The following is a 20,935-nucleotide window of genomic DNA, read 5'->3' as shown; positions in this document are numbered from 1 at the left end:
ACATCCTGTTCTTCTGGGTCGTCCGGATGATGATGTTCACCCGGCGGCGGTCGCGGCCTATGCGGAGGCCGCGGCCGCGCTGGGCGGCGGCAGGATCGACCTGTTCGTCAACAACGCCGGGATCGAGGGGCGGGTGGCCCGGCTGGAGGACCTCGCGGTCGAGGACTTCGACCGGGTCCAGGCGGTCAACGTCCGCGGGGTCTTCCTCGGCCTCAAGTACGTGCTGCCCCGCGTCCCGCGGGGCGGCGCGGTGGTGAACACCGGGAGCCTCGCGTCGCTGCGCGGCTCACCCGGCGTGAGCGCCTACGTCGCCTCCAAGCACGCGGTCCTCGGGCTGACCCGCACCGCGGCGCTGGAGCAGGCCGAGCGCGGCGTCCGCGTCAACGCCGTCTGCCCCGGCCCGGTCGAGGGCCGGATGATGTCCTCGCTCGACGCCGGTCGGGGCCGTTCGGGCCGTGCCGTGCCCGGCGCGTTCGACGGCGGCCGCTACGCGCGGGTCGACGAGGTCGTCGGCGCGGTGTGCTTCCTGCTGAGCGCCGAGGCCGGCTTCGTCAGCGGGACGGCGCTGACCGTCGACGGTGCCCGCATGGCCTGACCCGGGGTTGGCTCCTGCGCCACATTGTGGTGAAATCACCACGAAGTGGCGATCAGGGAGGACCGGACATGAGCACCGTTGCGCAGGGACCGTCGGGGGGCCCGCTCGCCGGGATCAAGGTGGTCGAGTTCGCCCAGGTGATCGCGGGTCCGCTGTGCGGCACGCTGATGGCGGACATGGGCGCCGACGTCATCCACGTCGAGCCGCCCGGTACCGGGGACAGCGCCCGCCGGATGGGCCCGGCCAGGGACGGGCACCACCTGTGGTGGAAGGTCCTGGGGCGCAACAAGCGCTCGGCCACCCTCGACATGCGGTCGGACTCCGCGGCCGAGCTCGTGCAGCGGCTCGTGGAGTGGGCCGACGTGGTGATCGTGACCTTCCGCGCCAAGACCGTCGAGCGGTTCGGCCTGGACTGGGACTCCGTACACCGGACCAACCCGTCGGCGGTCCTGCTGCAGATCTCCGGCTACGGCGAGAACACCACGCTCCGAGACAGCCCCGGCTTCGGCAAGATGGGCGAGGCGCGCAGCGGCCTGGTGCACCTGACCGGCTTCCCCGACGGTCCGCCGGTGCACACCGGTTTCTCGCACGGGGACGCCGTCACCGGGCTGATGGCCGCCTTCGCCGTCTCCGCCGCGTTGGTCCGCCGGGCGAACCACCCGGAGCGGCAGGGCGAGTGGATCGACCTCGCCCTGTTCGAGCCGCTGTTCCGGCTGGTCGAGTGGCAGGTGATCCTGCACGACCAGCTCGGCACGGTGCCCCAGCGCACCGGCAACGCCCTGGCCGTGGCACCCGCGGCGGTGATCGGCTGCTACCGCAGCGCCGACGACGCGTGGGTCACCGTCACCTCCGGCACGCCCCGGTCGGTGGTCAACATCGTCAGGCTGCTCGGGATGGACACCGAGGCCCTCGCCGACACCGCGGCCCAGACCGCCGCGCGCGCCGAGATCGACGCCGCGCTGGAGAAGTGGATCGCCGACCGCCCCGCCGAGGAGGCCGTCGCGGCGCTGGTGGCCGCGGACGTCGTCGCCTCCCGGGTGTACGACATGGCCGACATCGCCGCGGACCCGATCTACGCCGAGCGCGGCGACATCGTCACCGTGCCGGACGCGGACCTGGGCGAGGTCCGCATGCAGGCCGCGCTCCCCCACTTCCGCACCGACCCGGGTTCGGTCTGGCGCACCGGCGCTGCGCTGGGTGAGGACAACGACCTCGTCTACGGCGACTGGCTCGGGCTCGCGGCCGAGCGCGTCGCCGAGCTGCGGGCCGGAGGGGTCATCTGATGACGGACCCGATCTGGACCCCGGGCCCGGCCCAGCTCGAGGGCTCCCACCTCGCCCGGTTCGGCCGCTGGGTCGCCGGGCGGCGTGGGATCGACGGGGCGGACTACGACGCACTGTGGACGTGGTCGGTGGAGCGTCCCGAGGAGTTCTGGGCGGACGTGGCCGAGTACTTCGCGGTGCCCCTGACCGGCGCGGACACCGCTCTCCCCGACACCGTTCTCGCCGACGCGGCGATGCCCGGCGCGCGGTGGTTCCCCGGCGCCACGCTGAACTACGTCGACCAGGTCTTCGGCCACGAACGCGGCTCCGGCCCGGCGGTGGTCGGGGTCGGGGACGACGTCGAGACGGTCTCGCTCAGCTGGCCCGAGCTGCGTCGTCAGGTCGCGGCGCTGGTGCACACCCTGCGGGAGGCCGGTGTCCACAGTGGCGACCGGGTCGTCGGGTACACACCGGACGTCGTCGAGGCGGTCGTGGCCTTCCTGGCCGCGGCGAGCCTCGGCGCCACCTGGGCGAGCTGTGGGCAGGAGTATCCCGCGGAGGCCGCCGTCGACCGGCTGGGCCAGCTCGATCCCGTCGCGCTGGTCACCGCGGACGGCTACCGGCACTCCGGCCGCGAGTACGACCGACGCGAGGCCGTGGCCACGCTGCGGGCCGGGCTGCCGACCCTGCGCACCGTCGTCGGGGTGACGCGGCTCGGTGTCGGTGTGCCCGACGCCGTCGACTGGGCCGATGCCACCGCGGGCGAGCACGACCTGCGCACCGAGCCCGTCCCCTTCGACCATCCCCTGTGGGTGCTGTTCTCCTCCGGCACCACGGGTGCACCGAAGGGGATCGTGCACGGCCACGGCGGCATCGTGCTGGAGCACGTCAAGAACCACGCGCTGCACCTCGACATCGGACCCGAGGACACCTTCCTCTGGTTCACCTCACCGAGCTGGACGATGTGGAACATGCAGGTCTCGGGCCTGCTGCTGGGCGCCACGATCGTCTGCCACGACGGCAACCCCGGCTATCCCGAGCCGGGTGACCTGTGGCGGGTGGCCGCCGAGCAGCGGGTGACCGTGCTCGGCACCAGCCCCGCCTACCTGCGCGCGTGCGAGACGAAGGGCGTCGAGCCCGCCGTGGAGCAGGACCTGTCCGCGCTGCGCGTGCTCGGCTCCACCGGCTCGGTCCTGCCCCCCGAGGCCTACCACTGGGTGCACGACCACGTGGGCGCCGAGGTCATGGTCGCCTCGACCTCCGGCGGCACGGACGTCTGCAGCGCCTTCGCGGGCGGCGCCCCCACCGTCTCGGTGTGGCCGGGCGAGATCTCGGTGCGCAGCCTCGGGGTCGCGCTCGCCGCGTTCGACGAGCGGCACCGTCCGGTGGTCGACCAGGTCGGCGAGCTCGTGGTCACCGCGCCCACGCCGTCCATGCCCCTGTACTTCTGGAACGACCCGGACGGTGCCCGCTACCGCGCCGCCTACTTCGACGACATCCCCGGCGCGTGGCGCCACGGGGACTGGATCACCGTCACCGGGCACGGCTCGGTGGTCGTGCACGGGCGCTCGGACTCCACGTTGAACCGCAACGGGATCCGAATGGGCAGCGCCGAGATCTACCGGGCGCTGGAGGCGGTGCCGGAGATCGTCGACTCCCTCGTCCTCGGCGTCGAGCAGCCCGGCGGCGGGTACTGGATGCCGCTGTTCGTCGTGCTCGCTCCCGGCGTGGAGCTCGACGCCGAGCTGACCGACCGGATCCGCACGGCCGTCCGCGAGAAGGCCTCCCCGCGCCACGTCCCGGACGAGGTCCGGGTCGCCCCGGGCATCCCCCACACCCGCACGGGCAAGAAGCTGGAGGTGCCGGTGAAACGCATGCTGCAGGGTGCAGGCGCGGGCATCGTCGACCCGGGCTCGGTGGCCGAGCCGGAGCTGCTGGAGTGGTACGCCGGGCAGGTGCGCCGATGACCCCGCCGGTCAGGTCGCTCCTGTTCGTCCCGGGCAACCGCACGGCGTGGGTGCCGAAGGCGGTGGCGGCCGGCGCGGACGCGGTGATCCTCGACCTCGAGGACGCCGTGGCCGCCGCCGACAGGTCCGCGGCCCGCGCCGAGGTCGCGGAGCTGCTCGCCGCCGGGAACCCTGAGCTGCCGATCGTGGTGCGCGTCAACGGGTTGCACGACCGCGGCGCCCTCGACGACCTGTCCGCGATCGTCGGCCCCGCGCTGACCGCGGTCATGGTGCCGAAGATCGAGTCGGTCGCGGACGTCCACGTCGTCGACCGGCTCCTCGGCTGGTTCGAGGCCGACGCCGGGCTCGTCGTCGGCACGATCGGCCTGGTCCCGGTGCTGGAGACCGCCGCGGGCATCCGCCAGGCCTACGACCTCGCCCGCGCCTCCACCCGCACCGTCTACATGGGAGGGCTGGGGGTCAAGGGCGGGGACGTCGAACGCTCGCTGGGCTACCGCTGGACCCCGGAGGGCACCGAGACCCTCGCCCTGCGGAGCCAGGTGCTGCTGGACGTGCGGGCCGCGGGCGTGCCCAACCCCGTCACCGGGATGTGGTCGGAGATCAAGGACCTCGACGGTCTGCGGGCCTTCGCCGCCCAGAGCCGCGGCCTGGGCTACGAGGGGATGGTCGCGATCCACCCCTCGCACGTCGCGATCGTCAACGAGGCCTTCACCCCGTCCGCCGCCGAGCTCGACGCCGACGCCGCCCTCGTCGCCGCCATGGAGGAGGGCGCGGCCGCGGGCCGGGGCGCCGTCGTCTTCGACGGGAACATGATCGACGAGGCGATGGCGGCCACCGCCCGCCGCAGGCTCGCCCGCTACCGCGGCTGATCCCGACCCCGAGAGAGGTGCCGCATGGTCGCCGCACTGGGCTTCGCCACGATCCTGACGTTCCTGGCGCTCACGATGTTCGTCCGCCGGGTGTCCGTCCCGGTCGCCCTGATCCTGGTGCCCGTGGTGTTCGCCGTCGCGGGCGGCTGGGCGGGTGACATGGGCGAGATGATCGGCGACGGCCTGCTCAAGGTGGCACCCGTCGCGATCATGATCGCGTTCGCCGTCCTCTACTTCAGCCTCATGGTCGACGTCGGCCTGTTCGACCCGGTGATCCGCCGGGTCCTGCGGTGGGCGGGCGGCAGCCCCACGAAGGTCGCCGTCGGCACGGCGGTGATCACGCTACTGGTCGCCCTGGACGGGGACGGGACGTCGACCTTCCTGATCACGGTCACCGCGTTGCTGCCGATCTACCGCCGGATCGGCATGCGGCCCGTGGTGATGACGGGGATCATCGCCCTCGCGGCCGGGATGATGAACATCATCCCGTGGGGCGGCCCGACCGCGCGGGCCATGGCGGCGCTGGACATGACCAGCGGCGACCTGTTCATCCCGCTGCTGGTCCCGATGGCGGCGGGCGCGGTCTGGGTCATCGCCGTCGCCTGGTTCCTCGGCCGCCGCGAGGCCCGGCGGATCGGCACGCTCTCGCTCGACGAGCCCGCAGGCGGTCGCGGCCCGGAGGCCGTGGGCGGCGTGGTGACCGACGCGAGCCCGACCATCCGCGTGCGCCCCGTCGTTCGTGTGTTCAACGTGGTGCTGACGCTGGTCCTGCTCGTGATCCTGCTCCTGCAGCTGGTCCCGCTCGAGGTCGCCTTCGCGGTGGCGTTCGCCCTCGCGCTGATCGTCAACCTGCCGCACTGGTCGGACCAGCAGGAGCTGATGCAGCGCCACGGCGGCAACGTGGTCATGGTCGTGATGATGGTGCTCGCGGCGGGCGTGCTCACCGGGATCCTGACCGGCACCGGCATGATCACCGCGATCGCGGAGACCCTCGTGTCGTGGGTCCCGGACTCGGCGGCGGGCGCACTCCCGGTGATCACCGCCCTCACGTCGATGCCGTTGTCGATGGTGATGACGGCGGACGCCTACTACTTCGGCGTCGTCCCGGTGCTCGCGGAGACCGCCGCCTCCTTCGGCGGCGACCCCGCCGAGATCGGCCGGGCCGCGCTGCTGGGCAACGGCACGACCGGCTTCCCGGTGAGCCCCCTCGCCGCCGCGACCTTCATCCTGCTCGGCCTGAGCAATGTGGAGCTGCAGCGCCACCAGCGCTACATCTTCGGCTGGGCCTTCGGCACCACCGTCGTGATGACGGTCGCCGCCCTCGCGACCGGCGCGATCTCGGTCTGAGCCCGGACACTGGCACTTCTGCGAGGGCCGCCCGCCCCACGGAGATGGTCTGCTCGTGGTCCGCCGTTCACGACCCCACGGAGCACCGCATGAGCACGAACGCCACCCCGTCCGTCGAGGCGACCACCGAGCTGGAGAAGCGGTCCCTCGAGTTCTTCGCCGCCTGGTCCACCTCGGACGCCGACGCGCTGCTCCCCTACTTCGCGCCGGACGCCGTCTACCACAACGTCCCCCTCGCCCCGCTCGAGGGAAAGGCGGCCATCGAGGGCTTCCTGCGGCCGTACTTCCAGGCCGTCGGCCTCGACATCATCACCACCGCGATCGCCACGACCGGCAGGCTCGTCCTCAGCGAGCGGATCGACATCCTGAAGCTGCAGGACGGCCGCACCTTCGACCTGCCGGTGACGGGCGCGATGGAGTTCGACGACAACGGGCTCATCGTGGCGTGGCGGGACTACTTCGACCTGGCGAGCGTGGAGAAGGGCACGGGCCTCTCCTTCGGCTGACCCGCCTCACCGCCCTTTCCACACCGGAGCCCGCTTCTCGAGGAACGCCCGCGACCCCTCGTTGAGGTCCTCGCTGCTGAACGCGATGGCGCGCACCATGTTCAGGTGGTCCATCGCGTTGTCGAAGGCCATGTCCGTCGAGTCGTTGAACGCGGTGATGCCGAGCCGCACGGCCAGCGGGCTGAACGTCGCGATCCGCTGCGCGATCTCGAGCGCCTGGTCCTGGAGCTCCTCCCCCGGCACGACCTGCTGCACCACGCCGAGCTGCAGCGCCTCTGCCGCGTCCAGGCTCCGGCCGGTCAGCGCCAGCTCCATCGTGCGCCGGTCCCCCAGGACCGGCCGGACGAGGGGCAGGATCGTGAGCGGGAAGATCCCGAGCTTCACCTCCGGGATGCCGAAGGTGGCGTTGTCGGCCGCGATCGCGATGTGCGCCATGCAGGTGAGCCCCATCCCGCCGCCCATGGCCGTGCCGTTGACCGCCGCGATCAGCGGTGTGTGCAGCGAGCGGGCCAAGCGGAACAGCTCGACGGGCGGGTAGCTGTCGAGGAGCTCGGTCATCGGCTTGCCCAGCGCCTGGGCGAAGTCCGCCTGATCCCCTCCGACACAGAACGCGGGGCCGGTGCCGGTGAGGATCACCGCGCGGACCTCCTCGTCGGCCTCGAGCCGGGCGAACCGCGCCACCAGGTCCTCGGCCACGGAGAAGCTGAGGGGGTTGCGGCGGGCCGGGCTGTCGAAGCGCAGCCGGACCACGTGGCCGAAGCGCTCCTCCACGATCGTGCCCCGAACGGTGCCGTTCGTCGTCGTCATCGGTTGCGTCCCTTGCGGTTCGGAGGGGTCAGGAGTGAGGTCGACAAGTGCACGGGGGTTCAGCGCCCCTGCCAGACGGGTTCACGGCGCTCGCGGAAGGCGGCGGGTCCCTCCTGGGCGTCGCGACTCTCGTAGACACTGCGGAACAGCTCGTCGGCGACGGCCTCCGCGGCGACCCGGCCCATCTCGCCGCTGAGCTTCACCATCTTCAGGTGCGCCGCGATCGTCAGCGGGGCGTTGCGGCAGATCGCCTGCGCGAGCTCGCGGGCCCGGGGCAGCAGCCGGTCCGCCGGGACGACGTCGTTGACCAGGCCCAGCACCTCGGCCCGTCGGGCAGTGACCGGCAGGGCCGTGAGCAGCAGCTCGTTCAGCGCTCGCCGGGGGATCATGTCCGCCAGCGGGATGGCCCACGGTGCGCCGCGGCCCCATTTGGCCTCGGTGATCGCGAAGCTGGCGTTCTCCGAGGCGACGCAGAGGTCGGCCATCTGAGCCAACAGGAAGCCGCCTGCGAAGGCGGCCCCGTTGACGGCGGCGATGACCGGTTTGTCGAGCTGCACGTTCGTTCCCAGCCGGGGGGTGAAGTCCTTGGGCGGCACCGTCAGACCGGTGCGGGACATCTCGACCAGGTCCGCGCCGGCGCAGAAGCTGACGTCCCCGGTGCCGGTGACGATCACCGCCCGGCAGGTGTCGTCGGCCTGGGCGGCGCGGAACGCGGCGAAGAGCCCCTCCCGAGCCGCCCGGTTCAGGGCGTTGCGCTTCTCGGGCCGGTTGATCCGGATCTCGTGCACCCGGCCCTCGACCGTGACGACGATCTCCTCGCTCACGACGCCCCTCCGACCGCCACGGCCGCCCGCGGCTCCGGCGCGACCGACAGCAGGTCGGCGGGCACGGCGACCTGCTTGGCGCGCAGGTACTCGCCGAGCCCCTTGGCCTGCGGGTCGATCCGCAGACAGGCCGACACCCCTTGGCCGAGGAAGCCGTAGACCATGAAGTTCATCCCCCGCATCAGCGGGAACTCGTGCCGGACGACCTCGAGCTCGGCCAGCTCCGGCAGCAGCTCGCGCAGCCGCGACACGGTGAGCCAGCTCCGGAGCCAGTCGTACGTCGTCTGCTCACGCACCCACACGCCGAGGTTCGCGGCGCCCGCCTTGTCCCCGGACCGCGCACCGAGGATGTCGCCGAACATGACGGGGACGAGCTCGACGGCCTCGCGGCCATCGTGGCCGCCCTCGTCGGACCGCACCTGCGCTCGGTGGATCGGCAGCGCCTCGGCCTCGGCCACCGGCCCCCAGGGGATCTCGACGGCCCGACCGTCGAGCACCATCGCCGGACGGATCGCGGACTTCGGGACCAGGCACGGCCACTGCACTCCGACCAGCCGCTCGGGGAGCGGCGGCGTGGTGAAGTAGCACCCGGGGATGCTGGACACCCCCAGCTCGACGATCCGGTCCGAGAAGTTCGCCCGGCTGACCCGCGCACGGTCCGTGTCGCGCGCCGCGATCGTCATCCAGGCACTGGCGGCCTCGTAGCTGGGCGCATCCGCGGCGAGGCTCCCGACCACGGACACCCGCAGCTCGTCGAAGTCCGCCGGAGCACCCACGTACTCCGCGAACTGCCGCTCGATCCAGGCGATCTTGGCCGCCTTGTCCGGCCCGGTCAACCCGACGGTCATGCTGTTGCGATACCCGCCCTCGTAGGACAGCGAGAGCTTCGTGACCCCGGTCGGCGCGCGGCCCTCGACCCCGTGCACGAGGACCCGGTCGAGCCCCTCCGGGTCGATCCGGACGGTCCGCCAGTCCACGATGACGTCAGGATTGTGGTAGTCCGGCCCGCTGACCTCGTAGAGCATCTGGGCGGTCACGGTGTCGACGGTGACGAGACCGCCCGAGCCCGAGGTCTTGGTGATCACGGAGGACCCGTCCTCGCGGATCTCCGCGATCGGCATGCCGGGGATGCCGAGATCGCCGTGTTCGGCGAAGAAGCAGAAGTTCCCGCCGGTCGCCTGGGCGCCACACTCGATGGCGTGCCCGGCGGCGAGTGCGCCCGCGAGCCGGTCGTAGTCCGACTCGGACCAGCCGAAGTGCCACGCCGGCGGGGCCATGACCAGGGCCGCGTCGGTGACCCGGGGCGCGATCACGATGTCTGCGCCCGCCCGCAACGCCGCGACGATGGGCCAGGCCCCGAGGTAGGCGTTCGCGGTCAGCACCTGGTCGGTGTCGATCTCGAGGTCCGCCGCGGTGTCGATGTTGGTGAAGGTGTGCCCGGCCGCCCGCAGCTCGCTCACCGAGCCGGTCAGGTCGTCCCCGGTCACGGCGGCCACCCGCAGGGCCAGACCCTGCTCGCGGCAGAGTCGCTCGACCTCGGCCGCGCACCCGACCGGGTCGAGCCCGCCCGCGTTCACCACGACCTTGACGCCCTGCTCCGCGATCCAGGTGAGCTCGGGTCGGAGCTGGTCGACGAACCCCGTCGCGTAGCCGGGCTTGCCGCGCAGCATGTTCTTCTTCAGCACCAGCATGGTCAGCTCGGCGAGGTAGTCGCCGACCAGGACGTCCACCTGCTCGTCTCGGAACCGGGCGAGCGCGCCACGCCGGTCCCCGTAGAAGGCGGCGAACGAGCCGATGCGCACACCGGCTGTTGTCGGTCCTGTCATGGGAGAGCTCCTTCGCTCTGGACGGCACGGGCGACCGGACCACGGCGGCCTCGACACAGCGATCGAATGCTGCGGAGCAGACGCTGCGGGCCTACCGAGAAACTCTGAACGATCGTTCGTAGAAGCTACGACCCGTTCATCGCGCCCGTCAAGACAACAACGAATTACCAGTTCAGCGACCTATACCGCGGCGTTGATGTGGTGCTGGACACTGGCAAGGCTCGCTGTTAGATTACGGACGTTCGTGTTTCTGCGGCGCCTCCCGGATCTGCTCGGCCGGACATCACCGGCTCTCGCGCCCTCTCCACGACCACGGCCGACCCGAAGGAGGCACCGTCATGTCACGCAACGCGGAACGGGCGAGCGGCGCCATCGAGGACGCCGCGCGGCAGCTCTTCGCGACACAAGGCTTCGCCGGAACCTCGATGCGCGATCTCGCCCGTAGCGCCGGGGTCAGCTCGGCGGGCCTGTACAACTACACGACCTCGAAGGAGGAGCTGCTCTGGCGCGTCACGGCCACGACCCTGCGTGGCCTCCTCACCGACGCCCGGGCCGCGGTCGGGCGGTCCCGGTGCCCGGCGGCGCAGCTGAGCGCCGCCGCCGGCGCCCATGCGACCTATCACGCACTCCATCCGCGGCCGGCCCGCATCGGCAACACCGAGCTCCAGCACCTCACCCCGCCGCACCGGCGCGAGATCACCGAGCTGAAGGACCGGTACGAGCAGATCTTCCGGGAGGTGATCCGAGCGGGCGGCGGACTGGAGTTCTTCGATCCAGAGCTGGAGCGCTACGCCGCGTTCTCGATGCTCGAGATGGGCTTCGGCGTCGGGGTCTGGTATCGGCCGGGCGGCGAGCTCTCGGTCGCCGAGATCGGCGAGGTCTACGGCCGACTCGCACTGCGGCTGGTCGCGTTCGATCCGGATGCCCACGACCGAGCCTGCACCGACCGGGGGCACCCGACCCGACGGTAGGCGCGACCCCCCTCGACCCAAGGAGAAGGCCCCATGGCAACGACGCAGGACAGTCCTCTCAAGTTCGGCGTGTTCGTCCCGCCGCAGAACGTCGTCGGTCTCAACCCGACCGTCGCGATCCGGCGGGCCGTCGAGCTCGCCGTCCACCTGGACCAGCTCGGCTTCGACGAGATCTGGTTCGGTGAGCACCACTCCGGCGGCTCGGAGATCGTCGCCTCGCCCGAGCTCCTGATCGCCGCGGCGGCCGAGCGGACGACCCGGATCAGGCTCGGCACCGGCGTCGTGTCGTTGCCGTACCACCATCCCTTCCAGGTCGCCGCCCGGATCGTGCAGCTCACGCACATGACGCGTGGTCGGGTCATGTTCGGCGCGGGCCCCGGCCAGCTGCCGACCGACGCCGCGATGTTCGGGCTGGAGGCCACCCAGCTCCGGCCGCGAATGGAGGAGTCGCTCGACATCATCCTGCGGCTACTCGCCGGTGAGACCGTCAGCCACAAGGCGGACTGGCTCACCCTCCAGGACGCCGTCCTGCAGCTGACCCCGTTCGGCGGTGACATCGACGTGTCCGTGGTCGGCACGGTGTCGCCCTCGGGCCCCAAGCTCGCCGGGCGCCACGGGCTGGGTCTGCTGTCGCTGGCGGCGACCGACCCGACCGGCAACGACCAGCTACCGGTGCACTGGGACATCGTCCAGGAGGAGGCGGCTCGGACCGGACACGTCGTCGACCGCTCCTCGTGGCGACTGATGGGGCCCATGCACCTCGCCGAGACCGCGGCGCAGGCCAGGGCGGACTGCGCCTACGGGCTGCGCTGGCAGTACGGCTACTTCTCCCACATCTCCCCCTCGGCCGTCGCGGTGCCGGACACGACCGACGAGCTCGCCGACCTGATCAACGACACCGGGCGGGGCGTGATCGGTACCCCGGACATGGCGGCGACCCAGATCCGCAGGCTGCTCGAGCGCTCCGGCGGATTCGGCACCTACCTGTTCCAGGGCGCGGACTTCGCGAACTGGCCCGCCACCCTGCGCAGCTACGAGCTGTTCGCCGAGGAGGTCATGCCGCACTTCGACGGCACCCTCGCCCCCGTCGTCACCTCCTACGACCACGTGGTGGCCGAGTCCCACTCGAACCGCTCAGCGACCGCGGCCGCACGGGTCGCCGCCACCGCGCAGTGGAACCGCGAGCGCGAAGCCGCGGTCGGCAGCTGACCCCCACGACCCACCCCCATCACCACGAGGAAGGACCGGCAATGACGCCCACCCTGATGAGCGGCCTGGACGAGACGATCACGCTGTCCGCCGACACCGTCGAGCACTACCACGAGCACGGCTGGACCCGGGTGAACGAGGTCATCCCCCGCGAGGTCGCCCTCCTGCTGCGTGAGCGGTTCCTCTCCCTCGAGCCCGAGGACAAGGCCGCCGAGCTCGAGGCCCTCGACATCGAGAAGCAGAACTACACCTCCGACCCCGAATATCGGAAGCAGCACCTCATCCACCGCGAGAACAGCCTCACCGAGGAGTTCACCCGGGCGACGCGGTGCAGGCGGGTGGGCTCGGTAGTCCGCCGACTGCTCGACGTGCCGGAGGTGCAGCTCTTCCGCACCAGCCTGTTCGAGAAGAAGCCCGAGTCCGGCGGCGGCGGGGTCACGACCCTGCACCAGGACTACCCGTACATCCCGGTCGACCGCAGCGGGTCACTCACCATCTGGATCGCCCTCGGCGACCTGCCCGCCGAGACGGGGACACTGCAGTTCGTCTCCGGAACCCACCGGGAGGGGTCGCTCGGCCGCGACCGCACGTTCATCAAGGGCTACGACCGCGTCACCGAGATGGAGCGCAAGCTCGACTGGAAGGTCAGCCCGGCCCCGTCGCTGCGCGCGGGCGACGCCACCATCCACCACGACCTGACGGTCCACGGAGCCGGCATCAACGCCTCGTCGGACACCCGGCTCGGCCTCGCGACCCTCTACATGGACAGCCGGTGTCTGTTCACCGGCGCCCCGTCCGCAGTCACCGACGGAATGCCGCTGCAGCTCAACACCGCCTTCCCCACCACGTTGTTCCCCATCGTCCCGAGCGTCTGACCAGACGGGGCGCAGGGTCTGCAAAGGAGCAGAGCATGCGATTCACGCGATTCGGCGGCCGGGTCCCGGCACTCGTCGCCGCAGGCCTCGCGGCCGCACTGGCCTTCACCGGATGTTCGTCCGGTTCCTCGAGCGGGGCGGGGAGCACGGACACCTACGACCTCACCTTCAGCTCCTTCGCCCCGGAGACGAATCCCAGCGCCCGGGTGAGCGAGTGGTTCATGTCCCAGGTCGAGCAGCGCTCGGCCGGTCGGATCACCTTCACCCGGAACTGGCTCGAGGCGGGGTGCCCCGCAGCCGAGCTGTACCAGTGCGTGAGCGACGGCCGGGCCGACGTGGTCTTCAGCTCGCCGACCTACGAGCCGCAGAAGCTGCCGATCACGTTGGTCTCCGCGGTCCCGTTCGTCGCCAACTCGACGGACGAGAAGACGCAGGCCTTCTACGAGCTCTACCAGAAGGAGCCCGCCCTCCAGCAGGAGTACGAGACGGCCGGGATGCACCTGCTCGGTCTGTGGAGCGTGCGGCTGGTCCTGGGATCCCAGGAACCGATCGCCTCGATGGCCGACCTGCGCGGCAAGAGTCTCCGGGCGACCGGGGACGCGATGATCAACGCCATCCGCGCCGCAGGCGGCAACCCGGTGACACTCACCGTCAACGAGGTCTACGAGTCCCTGCAGCGGGGCGTGATCAGCGGATACGGCCTCGATCTCGCCTCCAACGTCAACTACAACCTCTACGAGCAGGTCGACCACCTCAGCGACCCGAACGTCGGCGGCTTCTCGCCCATCAACCTGGTCATCAACCAGGGCGTCTACGAGTCGATGGACGAGGACGCCCGCCGAGTCGTCGACGAGGTGAGCCGGGAGCTGTCCACCGGAGAAGCGGTGCGGTCGCTGAACCAGACGATCAGCGGCATCTGCGACCAGATCCTCAAGACCGACCTCGAGTCGTACACGGTGTGGTCCGACGCCGCCACCGCCGAGTGGCGTGACCGGGTGCTGCCGGACATCGAGAAGGGCTGGAAGTCCACGGCCACGAACGCCGGGGTCACCGACACCGACCGCCTCTGGGATGCCTGGGTCGCCGAGCTCGGGGCGGTCCAGAACCCGGTCGAGGACGCCGAGGTGACCTGTGCGAAGCGGTTCGCCCAGGAACGCGGTGCCGCATGAGCGGCCGACCCGCGCCGGCGGGGGTCCCCGCCGGCGCGGGGCCCGGCCCTGATCCGAGCCGACGGAGATGATCCGATGAACGCGACGATGATCGTCCTGGTCGCCTTCGCCGTGCTGCTGGTCCTGATCGCGGCTGAGATGCCGATCGCCTTCGCCATGATCTTCGCGGGCGGGGTCGGGCTCGTGCTGCTGCGCAGCTTCGAGGTCACGACGGCGACGTTCGCCTCCCTCCCGTTCACCTCGACCGCGAGCTACGGGCTCACGGTGATCCCGATGTACATCCTGCTGGGAGCGTTCGCGCTGCACGGCAGGTTCGCCGACCAGATCTTCGCCTTCGCCGCGCGGATCCTCCGCAGGGCTCCGGGCGGCCTGGGCGTGGCGACGGTGGGGGCGTCCGCGGTCTTCGGAGCCGTCTCCGGCTCCACGGCCGCGGCCGCCGTCACGATCGGGAGGCTCACCGTCCCCCGCATGCTCGCGGCGGGGTACTCCCGCCGCCTCGCGGGCGGCATCGCGGCGATCGGCGGGACGCTCGACTGCATCATCCCGCCGTCGATCGTCCTGGTGATCTACGCGGTACTGACCCAGCAGTCCACCGCGGCGATGCTGGTGGCAGGCATCGTGCCGGGCATCCTGTCCGCGATCGTCTACAGCCTCTACATCATGGTGCGGGCGCTGCAGGCGTCCCGCCACATCACCGTGGAGAGCCCGGCGAGCGAGCTCGTGACGGCGGGCGGCGGCCCGCCGCCCTCGTCGCCCTCCGCCGCCACCGTGGCCGAGTCCGAGCCTGCGCCGTCGCCGAGGGCGCCCGACCTGGACGGGCCCGCCCTGGAACCGCCGGCCCGACCGTCGGCCGGGTACATGACCGTAGGGCTGGTCAAGGCCACCATCCTGTTCGGGATCGTCATCGGCGGCATCTACACCGGGGTGTTCACCCCGACCGAGTCCGGCGCCATCGGCGCCGCCGCGGCGCTGGTCATGCTGCTGATCGACTTCCGCGGACACGGGGGCCGCGCCCTCGGGACCGTGCTGAAGCGCTCGCTCAGCGAGGCCGCGGCCACCACCAGCATGGTCGTCGCGATCATCTTCGGCGCCGCGGTCTTCTCGTCGATGCTCGTCGTGTCGAAGGTCCCGCAGCGCCTGGCCGCCTGGATGTCGCAGCTCGATGTGCCCGGACCACTCCTGCTCGCGATCGTGCTGCTCCTGCTCATCCCGCTCGGGATGTTCCTGGAGACGCTGTCCATCCTGACGATCGTCGTCCCGTTCCTGCACCCCGTGCTGCTGGCGTTCGGTCTCGACCCGGTGTGGGTGGGGATCCTGATCGTGAAGGTCGTGGCGCTCGGGATGATCACCCCGCCCGTCGGGATCATCTCGTTCGTCGTGGCGGGAGCGGTCCGGGAGCTGAACGTCGTCGACGTGTTCAAGGGCGTCATGCCGTTCGTCGTCATCGACCTCGTACTGGTGGCCGGGCTCTTCGCCTTCCCGGAGCTCGTGACCTGGCTCCCTGCCCACGTGACCTAGCCGAGGAGGCTCACCCATGTCGCACACCCAGGACACCACTCCCCCGCACCCGGCCACCGAGCAGGCGCCGGGTCCCTTGCAAGGCCTGCGGGTCGTCGAGTTCGGCCACGCCGTCGCAGGTCCCTTCGCCACAGTGATGCTGGCCGACCTCGGCGCCGAGGTGATCAAGATCGAACGCCCCGGCGTCGGCGACAGCCTGCGCGGAATGGGCCCGCGCAAGGGTGGGGTCGGGCTCTGGTGGTCGGTCGCGGGCCGCAACAAGCGGTCGATCACGATCGACCTGCAGAAGCCCGAGGGCCTCGCCCTGGCCCGGGACGTCATCGCCCGCTCCGACGTCGTCGTCGAGAACTTCCGACCGGGGGTCATGGAACGGCTCGGTCTCGGCTGGGACGAGCTGCGGGCCCTGAACCCCGATCTCGTCCTCCTGCGGATCTCCGGGTTCGGCCAGACGGGGCCCTACGCCGGTCGGGGCGGCTTCGGCAAGATCGCCGAGGCGTTCAGCGGCGCGACGAACCTGACCGGTGACCCGTCCACAGCACCGGTCCATCCCGGCTACTCGCTCGGCGATGCCACGTGCGGGCTGATGGGTGCGTTCGCGGTGCTCGCCGCGCTGCGGGCCAAGGACTCCGGGGTCGCCGGGGGCCAGGTCATCGACCTCGGCCTCTACGAGCCGGTGTTCCGGCTGATCGACTGGCAGCTGCCCGTCACGGTGACCGGCGACGTCCCGATCACCCGGAGCGGACCGAAGTTCCCGTTCGACGCGGCGTTCGTGACCACGATCTGCCGTACCTCCGACGAGGGCTACGTCGTGGTCTCCGCTGCCACGGCAGCGACCATCCAGCGCCTCGCGGAGTTCCTCGCCGCCGAGTCCGGCCGACCCGTGACGACGGGGGCCGCCACCACCGCGTCGGCCGGCAGGCTGACGGACGAGGTGGAGGCCTGGTGTGCGGCCCAGCCCGCCGAGCGGGTCATCGAGCTGCTCTCCGCCGCGGGGGTCGTGTGCGGGCCCGTCCTGCGGCCCGACGAGATCATGAAGGACCCGCAGTACGCCGCCCGGGAGAACATCGTCGAGATCGAGGACGCCCGGATCGGGACCCTCACGATGCCGGGGGTGGTGCCGCGTTTCTCCGAGACCCCCGGTGAGGTCCGCTGGGCTGGGCGTGAGCTCGGTGAGGACACCGACGCGGTGCTGCGGGCGCTCTGCGGACTGTCCGACGCACGCATCGGCGAGCTCAGAGAGGCCGGTGTGCTGTGAGGGCACTGCTGCGCAGTGACCCGGAACCCGGGAAGTGCGGGCTGGCGGACGTGCCGGAACCGGTTCCCGGGCCGGGCGAGGTCCTCGTCCGGGTCGCGTTCGCCGGGATCTGCGGGACCGACCTCCACGCCTACTACTCGGAGGGTGACTACCGGGGGCTGCCCGCACCGCTGGTGCTCGGCCACGAGTTCTCCGGGGTCGTCGTGGGCGTCGGGGCGGGCGTGCCGGCAGGCCGGATCGGACGCCGGGTATTGGCCCGGGTGATCCAGAACTGCGACGCCTGCCCCAGTTGCGCCGCCGGCCTGGCGAACCTCTGCCCGGACCGCGAGGTGCCCGGCATCAGCTACGACGGCGGGTTCGCCGATCTCGTCGTCCTGCCGGACCGGCACACCATCCCGGTGCCCGACGGCGTCGGGCTCGAGTCGGCGGCGCTCACCGAGCCGGTGAGCGTCGCCGTCCACGCCGTCGAGCGGGCCGAGTCCGGACGACGGCTCCCGCGGGGGCGGGCCGTCGTGACCGGGCCCGGGGCGATCGGGCTGTTCTCCGCGGTCCTGCTGCGCGAACGCGGCTACGACGTGGTCGTGGTGGGCACCGCACAGGACGCGGCAACGCGGCTCGCCGCGGCCTCCGCGGCGGGCCTGGCCACCCGGGTGGTGGGCGGTGGGGACGGCGACACCGGCACCCCGACCAGCGGGGCCACCCTGTGGATCGAGGCATCCGGTTCCGCCGCGGCGCTCGCCTCGGCCCTGGACGGCCTCGCCCCCGGCGGCGTCCTGTGCAGCGTCGGGCTCGGCGACCAGCCCCTCGACCGAGACCTGGCCTCGGCCACCCGCCGCGAGCTCTCCCTGTTGTTCAGCATGGCCTCGGGGCCGAGCGACTACGCCGCCGCGAGCGAGCTGTTGGCCGACCGACCGGACGACGTCCGGCAGTTCGTGCGCGGATACGCCTTCACCGGCTGCGAGCAGGCCCTCGCCGACGCCCGGTCCGGCCGGACCGTGAAGCCCCTGCTGACCATCGGAGGAGAGCAGTGACAACCCTCGAGCCGCACCACGCGACCCACACGCCGTTGGAGGCCTACCGGAGGATCGTGGGCGGCATCTCCCTGACCTCCGCGGTGCTCGCGGCGGCGTCGGGTGTCGTGCTCATGATCGCCGTGGTCGCCGACGTCGCGACCCGGACGGTCACCGGCGGGAGCCTGCCGGGCATGGTCGACGTGGCCGAGTCGATGCTCGTCGTGATGACCTACCTCGGCCTCGCCTACGGGGAGCGCACCGGCCAGCAGATCCGGACCTCCGTTCTGACGGAGCGCTGCACTCCCGCGGTGGCCTTCTCGATGCGGCTCGTCAGCACGGTCGCGATGCTCGTCGTGATCGTGTGGCTGGCTTGGGCGAGCGTCGGGCGGGCGGTGGAGTCGACCGCGAGCCGAGAGTATCGTTTCGGTCTGATCCACTGGCCGTTGTTCCCGGCGCGGATCGTCGTGGCGATCGGTTTCGTGACCCTGACACTGGTCGTCGTCGAGAAGCTGTGGAGAATGACCTCGGAGAAGTTCGCTGCAGGAAGTTGACCCCGCGTGCCGCCTAGGACGACCAACAACGTCGCGATCATCCGCAACACCGCGCTGAAACTGTTCTCCGAGGGCGGTTATGCCGGAACGTCGATGCGCGACATCGCCTCGGCAGCGGGAGTCAGCACGGCGAACATCTACAACTACGCGGAGTCCAAGGAAGAGCTGCTCTGGCACCTCATCCGCGAATGCACGGACATGCTCACCGGTATGGCCGAACGCGCGGTCGCCGGGCGTCTCTGCCCGGTGGACCGGATGTCGGTGCTCGTCAGCGACCACGTGGAGTTCCACGTCCGGAATCCCTGGCGCGCCCGGGTACTGGCCCAACAGACGCAGCACCTCTCGGACGTGCACCGTCGGGTCACGAAGGCGTCGCAGGGCGAGTACCAGGACCATTTCTCCTCGGCGATCGAGGAAGGCGTCGAGCTGGGAATGTTCCGGACCGCGCATGGCCGCCTGGCCACCCCAGCGATCCTGTGGATGGGCATCGGGACGAACCGCTGGTTCCGGCAGGGCGGTCCGGACACCGTGTCGTCCGTGTCGCGGGTGCTGACCGAATTCGCCCTCGGGATCCTGGCCTACGACGAGGTCGCCCACGAGAAAGGCTGCCCGCAGCCGGGCCCCGACCATTCCACCCAGCCCACCCCGAGCTGATCGGGAGCGAGACCCACGCGCGTCAGTCCTCGCCCGGGAGCCTCCGGGCGAGGATCTCGGCGAGGTGGTGGGCCCGGCGGCCGGTGAGGTCGGCGAGCTGGGTGCGGCAGGAGAACCCGTCGGCCAGCACGACGTCGTCGGGTGGGGCCGCCTCCACCGCCGGCAGCAGCTGCTGGCCGGCCACGGCGACCGAGATGTCGTAGTGCCCGCGCTCGACGCCGAAGTTCCCGGCGAGCCCGCAGCATCCGCCGACCCTGGTGACCGTCGCGCCGAGGCCGGCGAGGAGCCGGGCGTCGGTCTCCCAGCCCATGACCGCGTGGTGGTGGCAGTGGGGCTGGGCGACGGCGGTGAGGCCCGCCAGCGAGGGCGGCGACCAGTCGGGGGTCTCGGCCAGGAGCTCGGCGAGCGTCCGGGTCGCCGCGGCGACCTCGCGGGCCTCCGGCGTGCCGAGCAGCTCCGGCGCGTCGTGCCGGAGCACGGCGGTGCAGGACGGCTCGACGCCCACGATCGGCGTGCCCCGCCGCACCTCCTCGACGAGCAGGTCGATCGAGCGGCCGAGGATCCGGCGGGCCGCGGTGAGCTGTCCGGTCGAGATCCAGGTGAGCCCACAACAGACCTCGGGAGAGGACAGCATCGGCCGGTATCCCGCCGTCTCGAGGACGCGCACCAGGTCTGCTACGACCGTCGGGGAGAAGTGGTCGCTGAACGTGTCGACGAAGACGACCACGGGCCGTCCCCGTTCGGACCCGCTCCGGTTCCTCCGGTCCATCCTGCGGAAGCTGCTCGGGGCGAAGCGCGGGACCGACCGGCGTCGGTCGACCCCCGCCACCGCGAGTGCGGCCCGGCCGACGAGTGGGAGCCCGGCCACCCGGTTGGCCAGGCGCGGGAGACGGCCGGCGAGACGGGCCCAGCGGGGCAGCCACCCCAGCGAGTAGTGGCTGCGCGGGCGCAGCCGACGGCGATGGCGTTGGTGCAGAGCCTCGGCCTTGTACGAGGCCAGGTCGATCCCGGTGGGGCAGTCGGAGGCGCATCCCTTGCAGGCCAGACACAGGTCGAGCGCCTCGTGCAGCACCGGGGACCGCCACCCCTCCACGAGCTCGCCGTTGACGAGCTCCTGGAGGACGCGGGCCCGACCGCGTGTCGAGTCGAGCTCGTTCGCGGTGGCGATGTACGAGGGACACATGACGCTGTCCGGGCGGCTGACGGTCGAGCGGCACTTGCCCACTCCAGTGCAGCGGTGCACCGCGCGCGAGAAGTCGCCCGAGTCGCCGCTGTAGGCCAGCGTGAGGGCGGGGCCCCGAAGTGTCGGAGCGGGCAGCCGGAGCGAGTCGCCCACGGGCGCCGGGTCCACGAGCACGCCCGGGTTCAGCAGCGCGCCGGGATCGAAGACGTGCTTGACCGCACCGAAGAGCCGCAGCATCTCCGGCGAGTACATCAGCGACAACAGCTCGCTGCGAGCGCGCCCGTCGCCGTGCTCGCCCGACAGCGAGCCGCCGTGCCCGACGACGAGTGTCGCTGCGGCGCGCAGGAACTCGGTCACCCGCGCGACGCCGCCCGCCGAGTGGAGGGGGAAGTCGAGCCGCACGTGGATGCAGCCGTCTCCGAAGTGGCCGAACGGCATCGACGTGAGCCCGAACTCGCCGACCAGCGCATCGAACTCGCGGAGGTAGCGGCCCAGGCGGTCGGGCGGGACCGCCGCGTCCTCCCACCCCGGCCA

19 protein-coding genes are annotated in these 20,935 nt (G+C 71.6%); 15 read left to right on the top strand and 4 right to left on the bottom strand.

All coding sequences use genetic code 11. From position 1 onward, the window contains the following. From H5J29_RS02745 to H5J29_RS02720, 6 genes are all read left to right on the top strand, one after another. Positions 1 to 595, top strand: a 595-nt coding sequence (locus H5J29_RS02745; RefSeq protein WP_181779300.1) for an SDR family NAD(P)-dependent oxidoreductase, incomplete at its 5' end; no start/stop codon positions are given. Between the two features lie 68 nt (positions 596 to 663). Beyond that, positions 664 to 1,878 carry a CaiB/BaiF CoA transferase family protein gene (locus H5J29_RS02740; RefSeq protein ID WP_181779299.1) on the top strand — a complete coding sequence of 405 codons (1,215 nt, stop codon included), beginning with the start codon at positions 664 to 666 and terminating at the stop codon, positions 1,876 to 1,878. Next, complete coding sequence (locus tag H5J29_RS02735; protein ID WP_181779298.1) at positions 1,878 to 3,824, top strand: acetoacetate--CoA ligase; 1,947 nt, start codon at positions 1,878 to 1,880, stop codon at positions 3,822 to 3,824. The genes H5J29_RS02740 and H5J29_RS02735 overlap by 1 nt, the downstream gene beginning before the upstream one ends. Next, entirely contained in the window at positions 3,821 to 4,693 is an 873-nt protein-coding gene (locus tag H5J29_RS02730; protein ID WP_181779297.1) for an HpcH/HpaI aldolase/citrate lyase family protein, read from the top strand. The genes H5J29_RS02735 and H5J29_RS02730 overlap by 4 nt, the downstream gene beginning before the upstream one ends. 24 nt (positions 4,694 to 4,717) lie before the next feature. Beyond that, on the top strand, positions 4,718 to 6,040 hold the full coding sequence (locus H5J29_RS02725; protein ID WP_181779296.1) for a CitMHS family transporter: 1,323 nt from the start codon (positions 4,718 to 4,720) through the stop codon (positions 6,038 to 6,040). A gap of 89 nt (positions 6,041 to 6,129) precedes the next feature. Continuing rightward, complete coding sequence (locus H5J29_RS02720; protein ID WP_181779295.1) at positions 6,130 to 6,546, top strand: limonene-1,2-epoxide hydrolase family protein; 417 nt, start codon at positions 6,130 to 6,132, stop codon at positions 6,544 to 6,546. 6 nt (positions 6,547 to 6,552) lie between these two features. Here the strand turns inward: H5J29_RS02720 and H5J29_RS02715 are convergent, their stop codons facing one another. Genes H5J29_RS02715 through H5J29_RS02705 form a run of 3 tightly spaced genes read right to left on the bottom strand, consistent with a single transcriptional unit; the run spans position 6,553 to position 10,003 of the window. Beyond that, complete coding sequence (locus H5J29_RS02715) at positions 6,553 to 7,353, bottom strand: enoyl-CoA hydratase/isomerase family protein (protein WP_181779294.1); 801 nt, start codon at positions 7,351 to 7,353, stop codon at positions 6,553 to 6,555. Positions 7,354 to 7,412: 59 nt separating this feature from the next. Continuing rightward, the gene (locus H5J29_RS02710) at positions 7,413 to 8,177 is read right to left on the bottom strand and encodes an enoyl-CoA hydratase/isomerase family protein (protein ID WP_181779293.1); all 765 of its coding nucleotides are present in this window, start codon (positions 8,175 to 8,177) and stop codon (positions 7,413 to 7,415) included. After that, on the bottom strand, positions 8,174 to 10,003 hold the full coding sequence (locus tag H5J29_RS02705) for an acyclic terpene utilization AtuA family protein (protein WP_181779292.1): 1,830 nt from the start codon (positions 10,001 to 10,003) through the stop codon (positions 8,174 to 8,176). The genes H5J29_RS02710 and H5J29_RS02705 overlap by 4 nt, the downstream gene beginning before the upstream one ends. Positions 10,004 to 10,341: 338 nt before the next feature. Here H5J29_RS02705 and H5J29_RS02700 point away from each other — a divergent pair, with 338 nt between their 5' ends. The 9 genes from H5J29_RS02700 (at position 10,342) to H5J29_RS36085 (ending at position 19,218) form a co-directional block, all read left to right on the top strand. Then, a complete protein-coding gene (locus H5J29_RS02700; protein ID WP_181779291.1) occupies positions 10,342 to 10,974 on the top strand; it encodes a TetR/AcrR family transcriptional regulator in 633 nt (210 codons plus the stop codon). A gap of 33 nt (positions 10,975 to 11,007) precedes the next feature. Next, on the top strand, positions 11,008 to 12,183 hold the full coding sequence (locus H5J29_RS02695; protein ID WP_181779290.1) for an LLM class flavin-dependent oxidoreductase: 1,176 nt from the start codon (positions 11,008 to 11,010) through the stop codon (positions 12,181 to 12,183). Between the two features lie 41 nt (positions 12,184 to 12,224). After that, on the top strand, positions 12,225 to 13,058 hold the full coding sequence (locus H5J29_RS02690; protein ID WP_181779289.1) for a phytanoyl-CoA dioxygenase family protein: 834 nt from the start codon (positions 12,225 to 12,227) through the stop codon (positions 13,056 to 13,058). A 35-nt stretch (positions 13,059 to 13,093) separates the two neighbouring features. Beyond that, positions 13,094 to 14,227 carry a TRAP transporter substrate-binding protein DctP gene (dctP, locus tag H5J29_RS02685; protein ID WP_181779288.1) on the top strand — a complete coding sequence of 378 codons (1,134 nt, stop codon included), beginning with the start codon at positions 13,094 to 13,096 and terminating at the stop codon, positions 14,225 to 14,227. A 75-nt stretch (positions 14,228 to 14,302) separates the two neighbouring features. Further along, positions 14,303 to 15,745 carry a TRAP transporter large permease gene (locus H5J29_RS02680; protein ID WP_181779287.1) on the top strand — a complete coding sequence of 481 codons (1,443 nt, stop codon included), beginning with the start codon at positions 14,303 to 14,305 and terminating at the stop codon, positions 15,743 to 15,745. Between the two features lie 16 nt (positions 15,746 to 15,761). Beyond that, positions 15,762 to 17,000 (top strand): CaiB/BaiF CoA transferase family protein, encoded by a 1,239-nt coding sequence (locus tag H5J29_RS02675; RefSeq protein WP_181779286.1) that lies wholly within the window; start codon positions 15,762 to 15,764, stop codon positions 16,998 to 17,000. After that, positions 16,997 to 18,031 carry an alcohol dehydrogenase catalytic domain-containing protein gene (locus H5J29_RS02670; RefSeq protein ID WP_181779285.1) on the top strand — a complete coding sequence of 345 codons (1,035 nt, stop codon included), beginning with the start codon at positions 16,997 to 16,999 and terminating at the stop codon, positions 18,029 to 18,031. Before H5J29_RS02675 ends, H5J29_RS02670 begins: the two co-directional genes overlap by 4 nt. Then, positions 18,028 to 18,564, top strand: coding sequence for a TRAP transporter small permease (locus tag H5J29_RS02665; RefSeq protein WP_181779284.1), 537 nt, complete (start codon positions 18,028 to 18,030; stop codon positions 18,562 to 18,564). Before H5J29_RS02670 ends, H5J29_RS02665 begins: the two co-directional genes overlap by 4 nt. A 6-nt stretch (positions 18,565 to 18,570) precedes the next feature. Then, positions 18,571 to 19,218, top strand: a complete 648-nt coding sequence (locus H5J29_RS36085; RefSeq protein ID WP_181779283.1) for a TetR/AcrR family transcriptional regulator — start codon at positions 18,571 to 18,573, stop codon at positions 19,216 to 19,218. A gap of 22 nt (positions 19,219 to 19,240) precedes the next feature. Here H5J29_RS36085 and H5J29_RS02655 read toward each other — a convergent pair. Next, a partial coding sequence (locus H5J29_RS02655; protein ID WP_181779282.1) for an FAD-binding and (Fe-S)-binding domain-containing protein occupies positions 19,241 to 20,935 on the bottom strand: 1,695 nt, incomplete at its 5' end.

It is taken from the genome of Pseudonocardia pini, from assembly GCF_013870575.1.
GTDB classification, from domain to species: domain Bacteria; phylum Actinomycetota; class Actinomycetes; order Mycobacteriales; family Pseudonocardiaceae; genus Pseudonocardia; species Pseudonocardia pini.
This window is presented reverse-complemented; position numbering and strand designations above follow the sequence as displayed.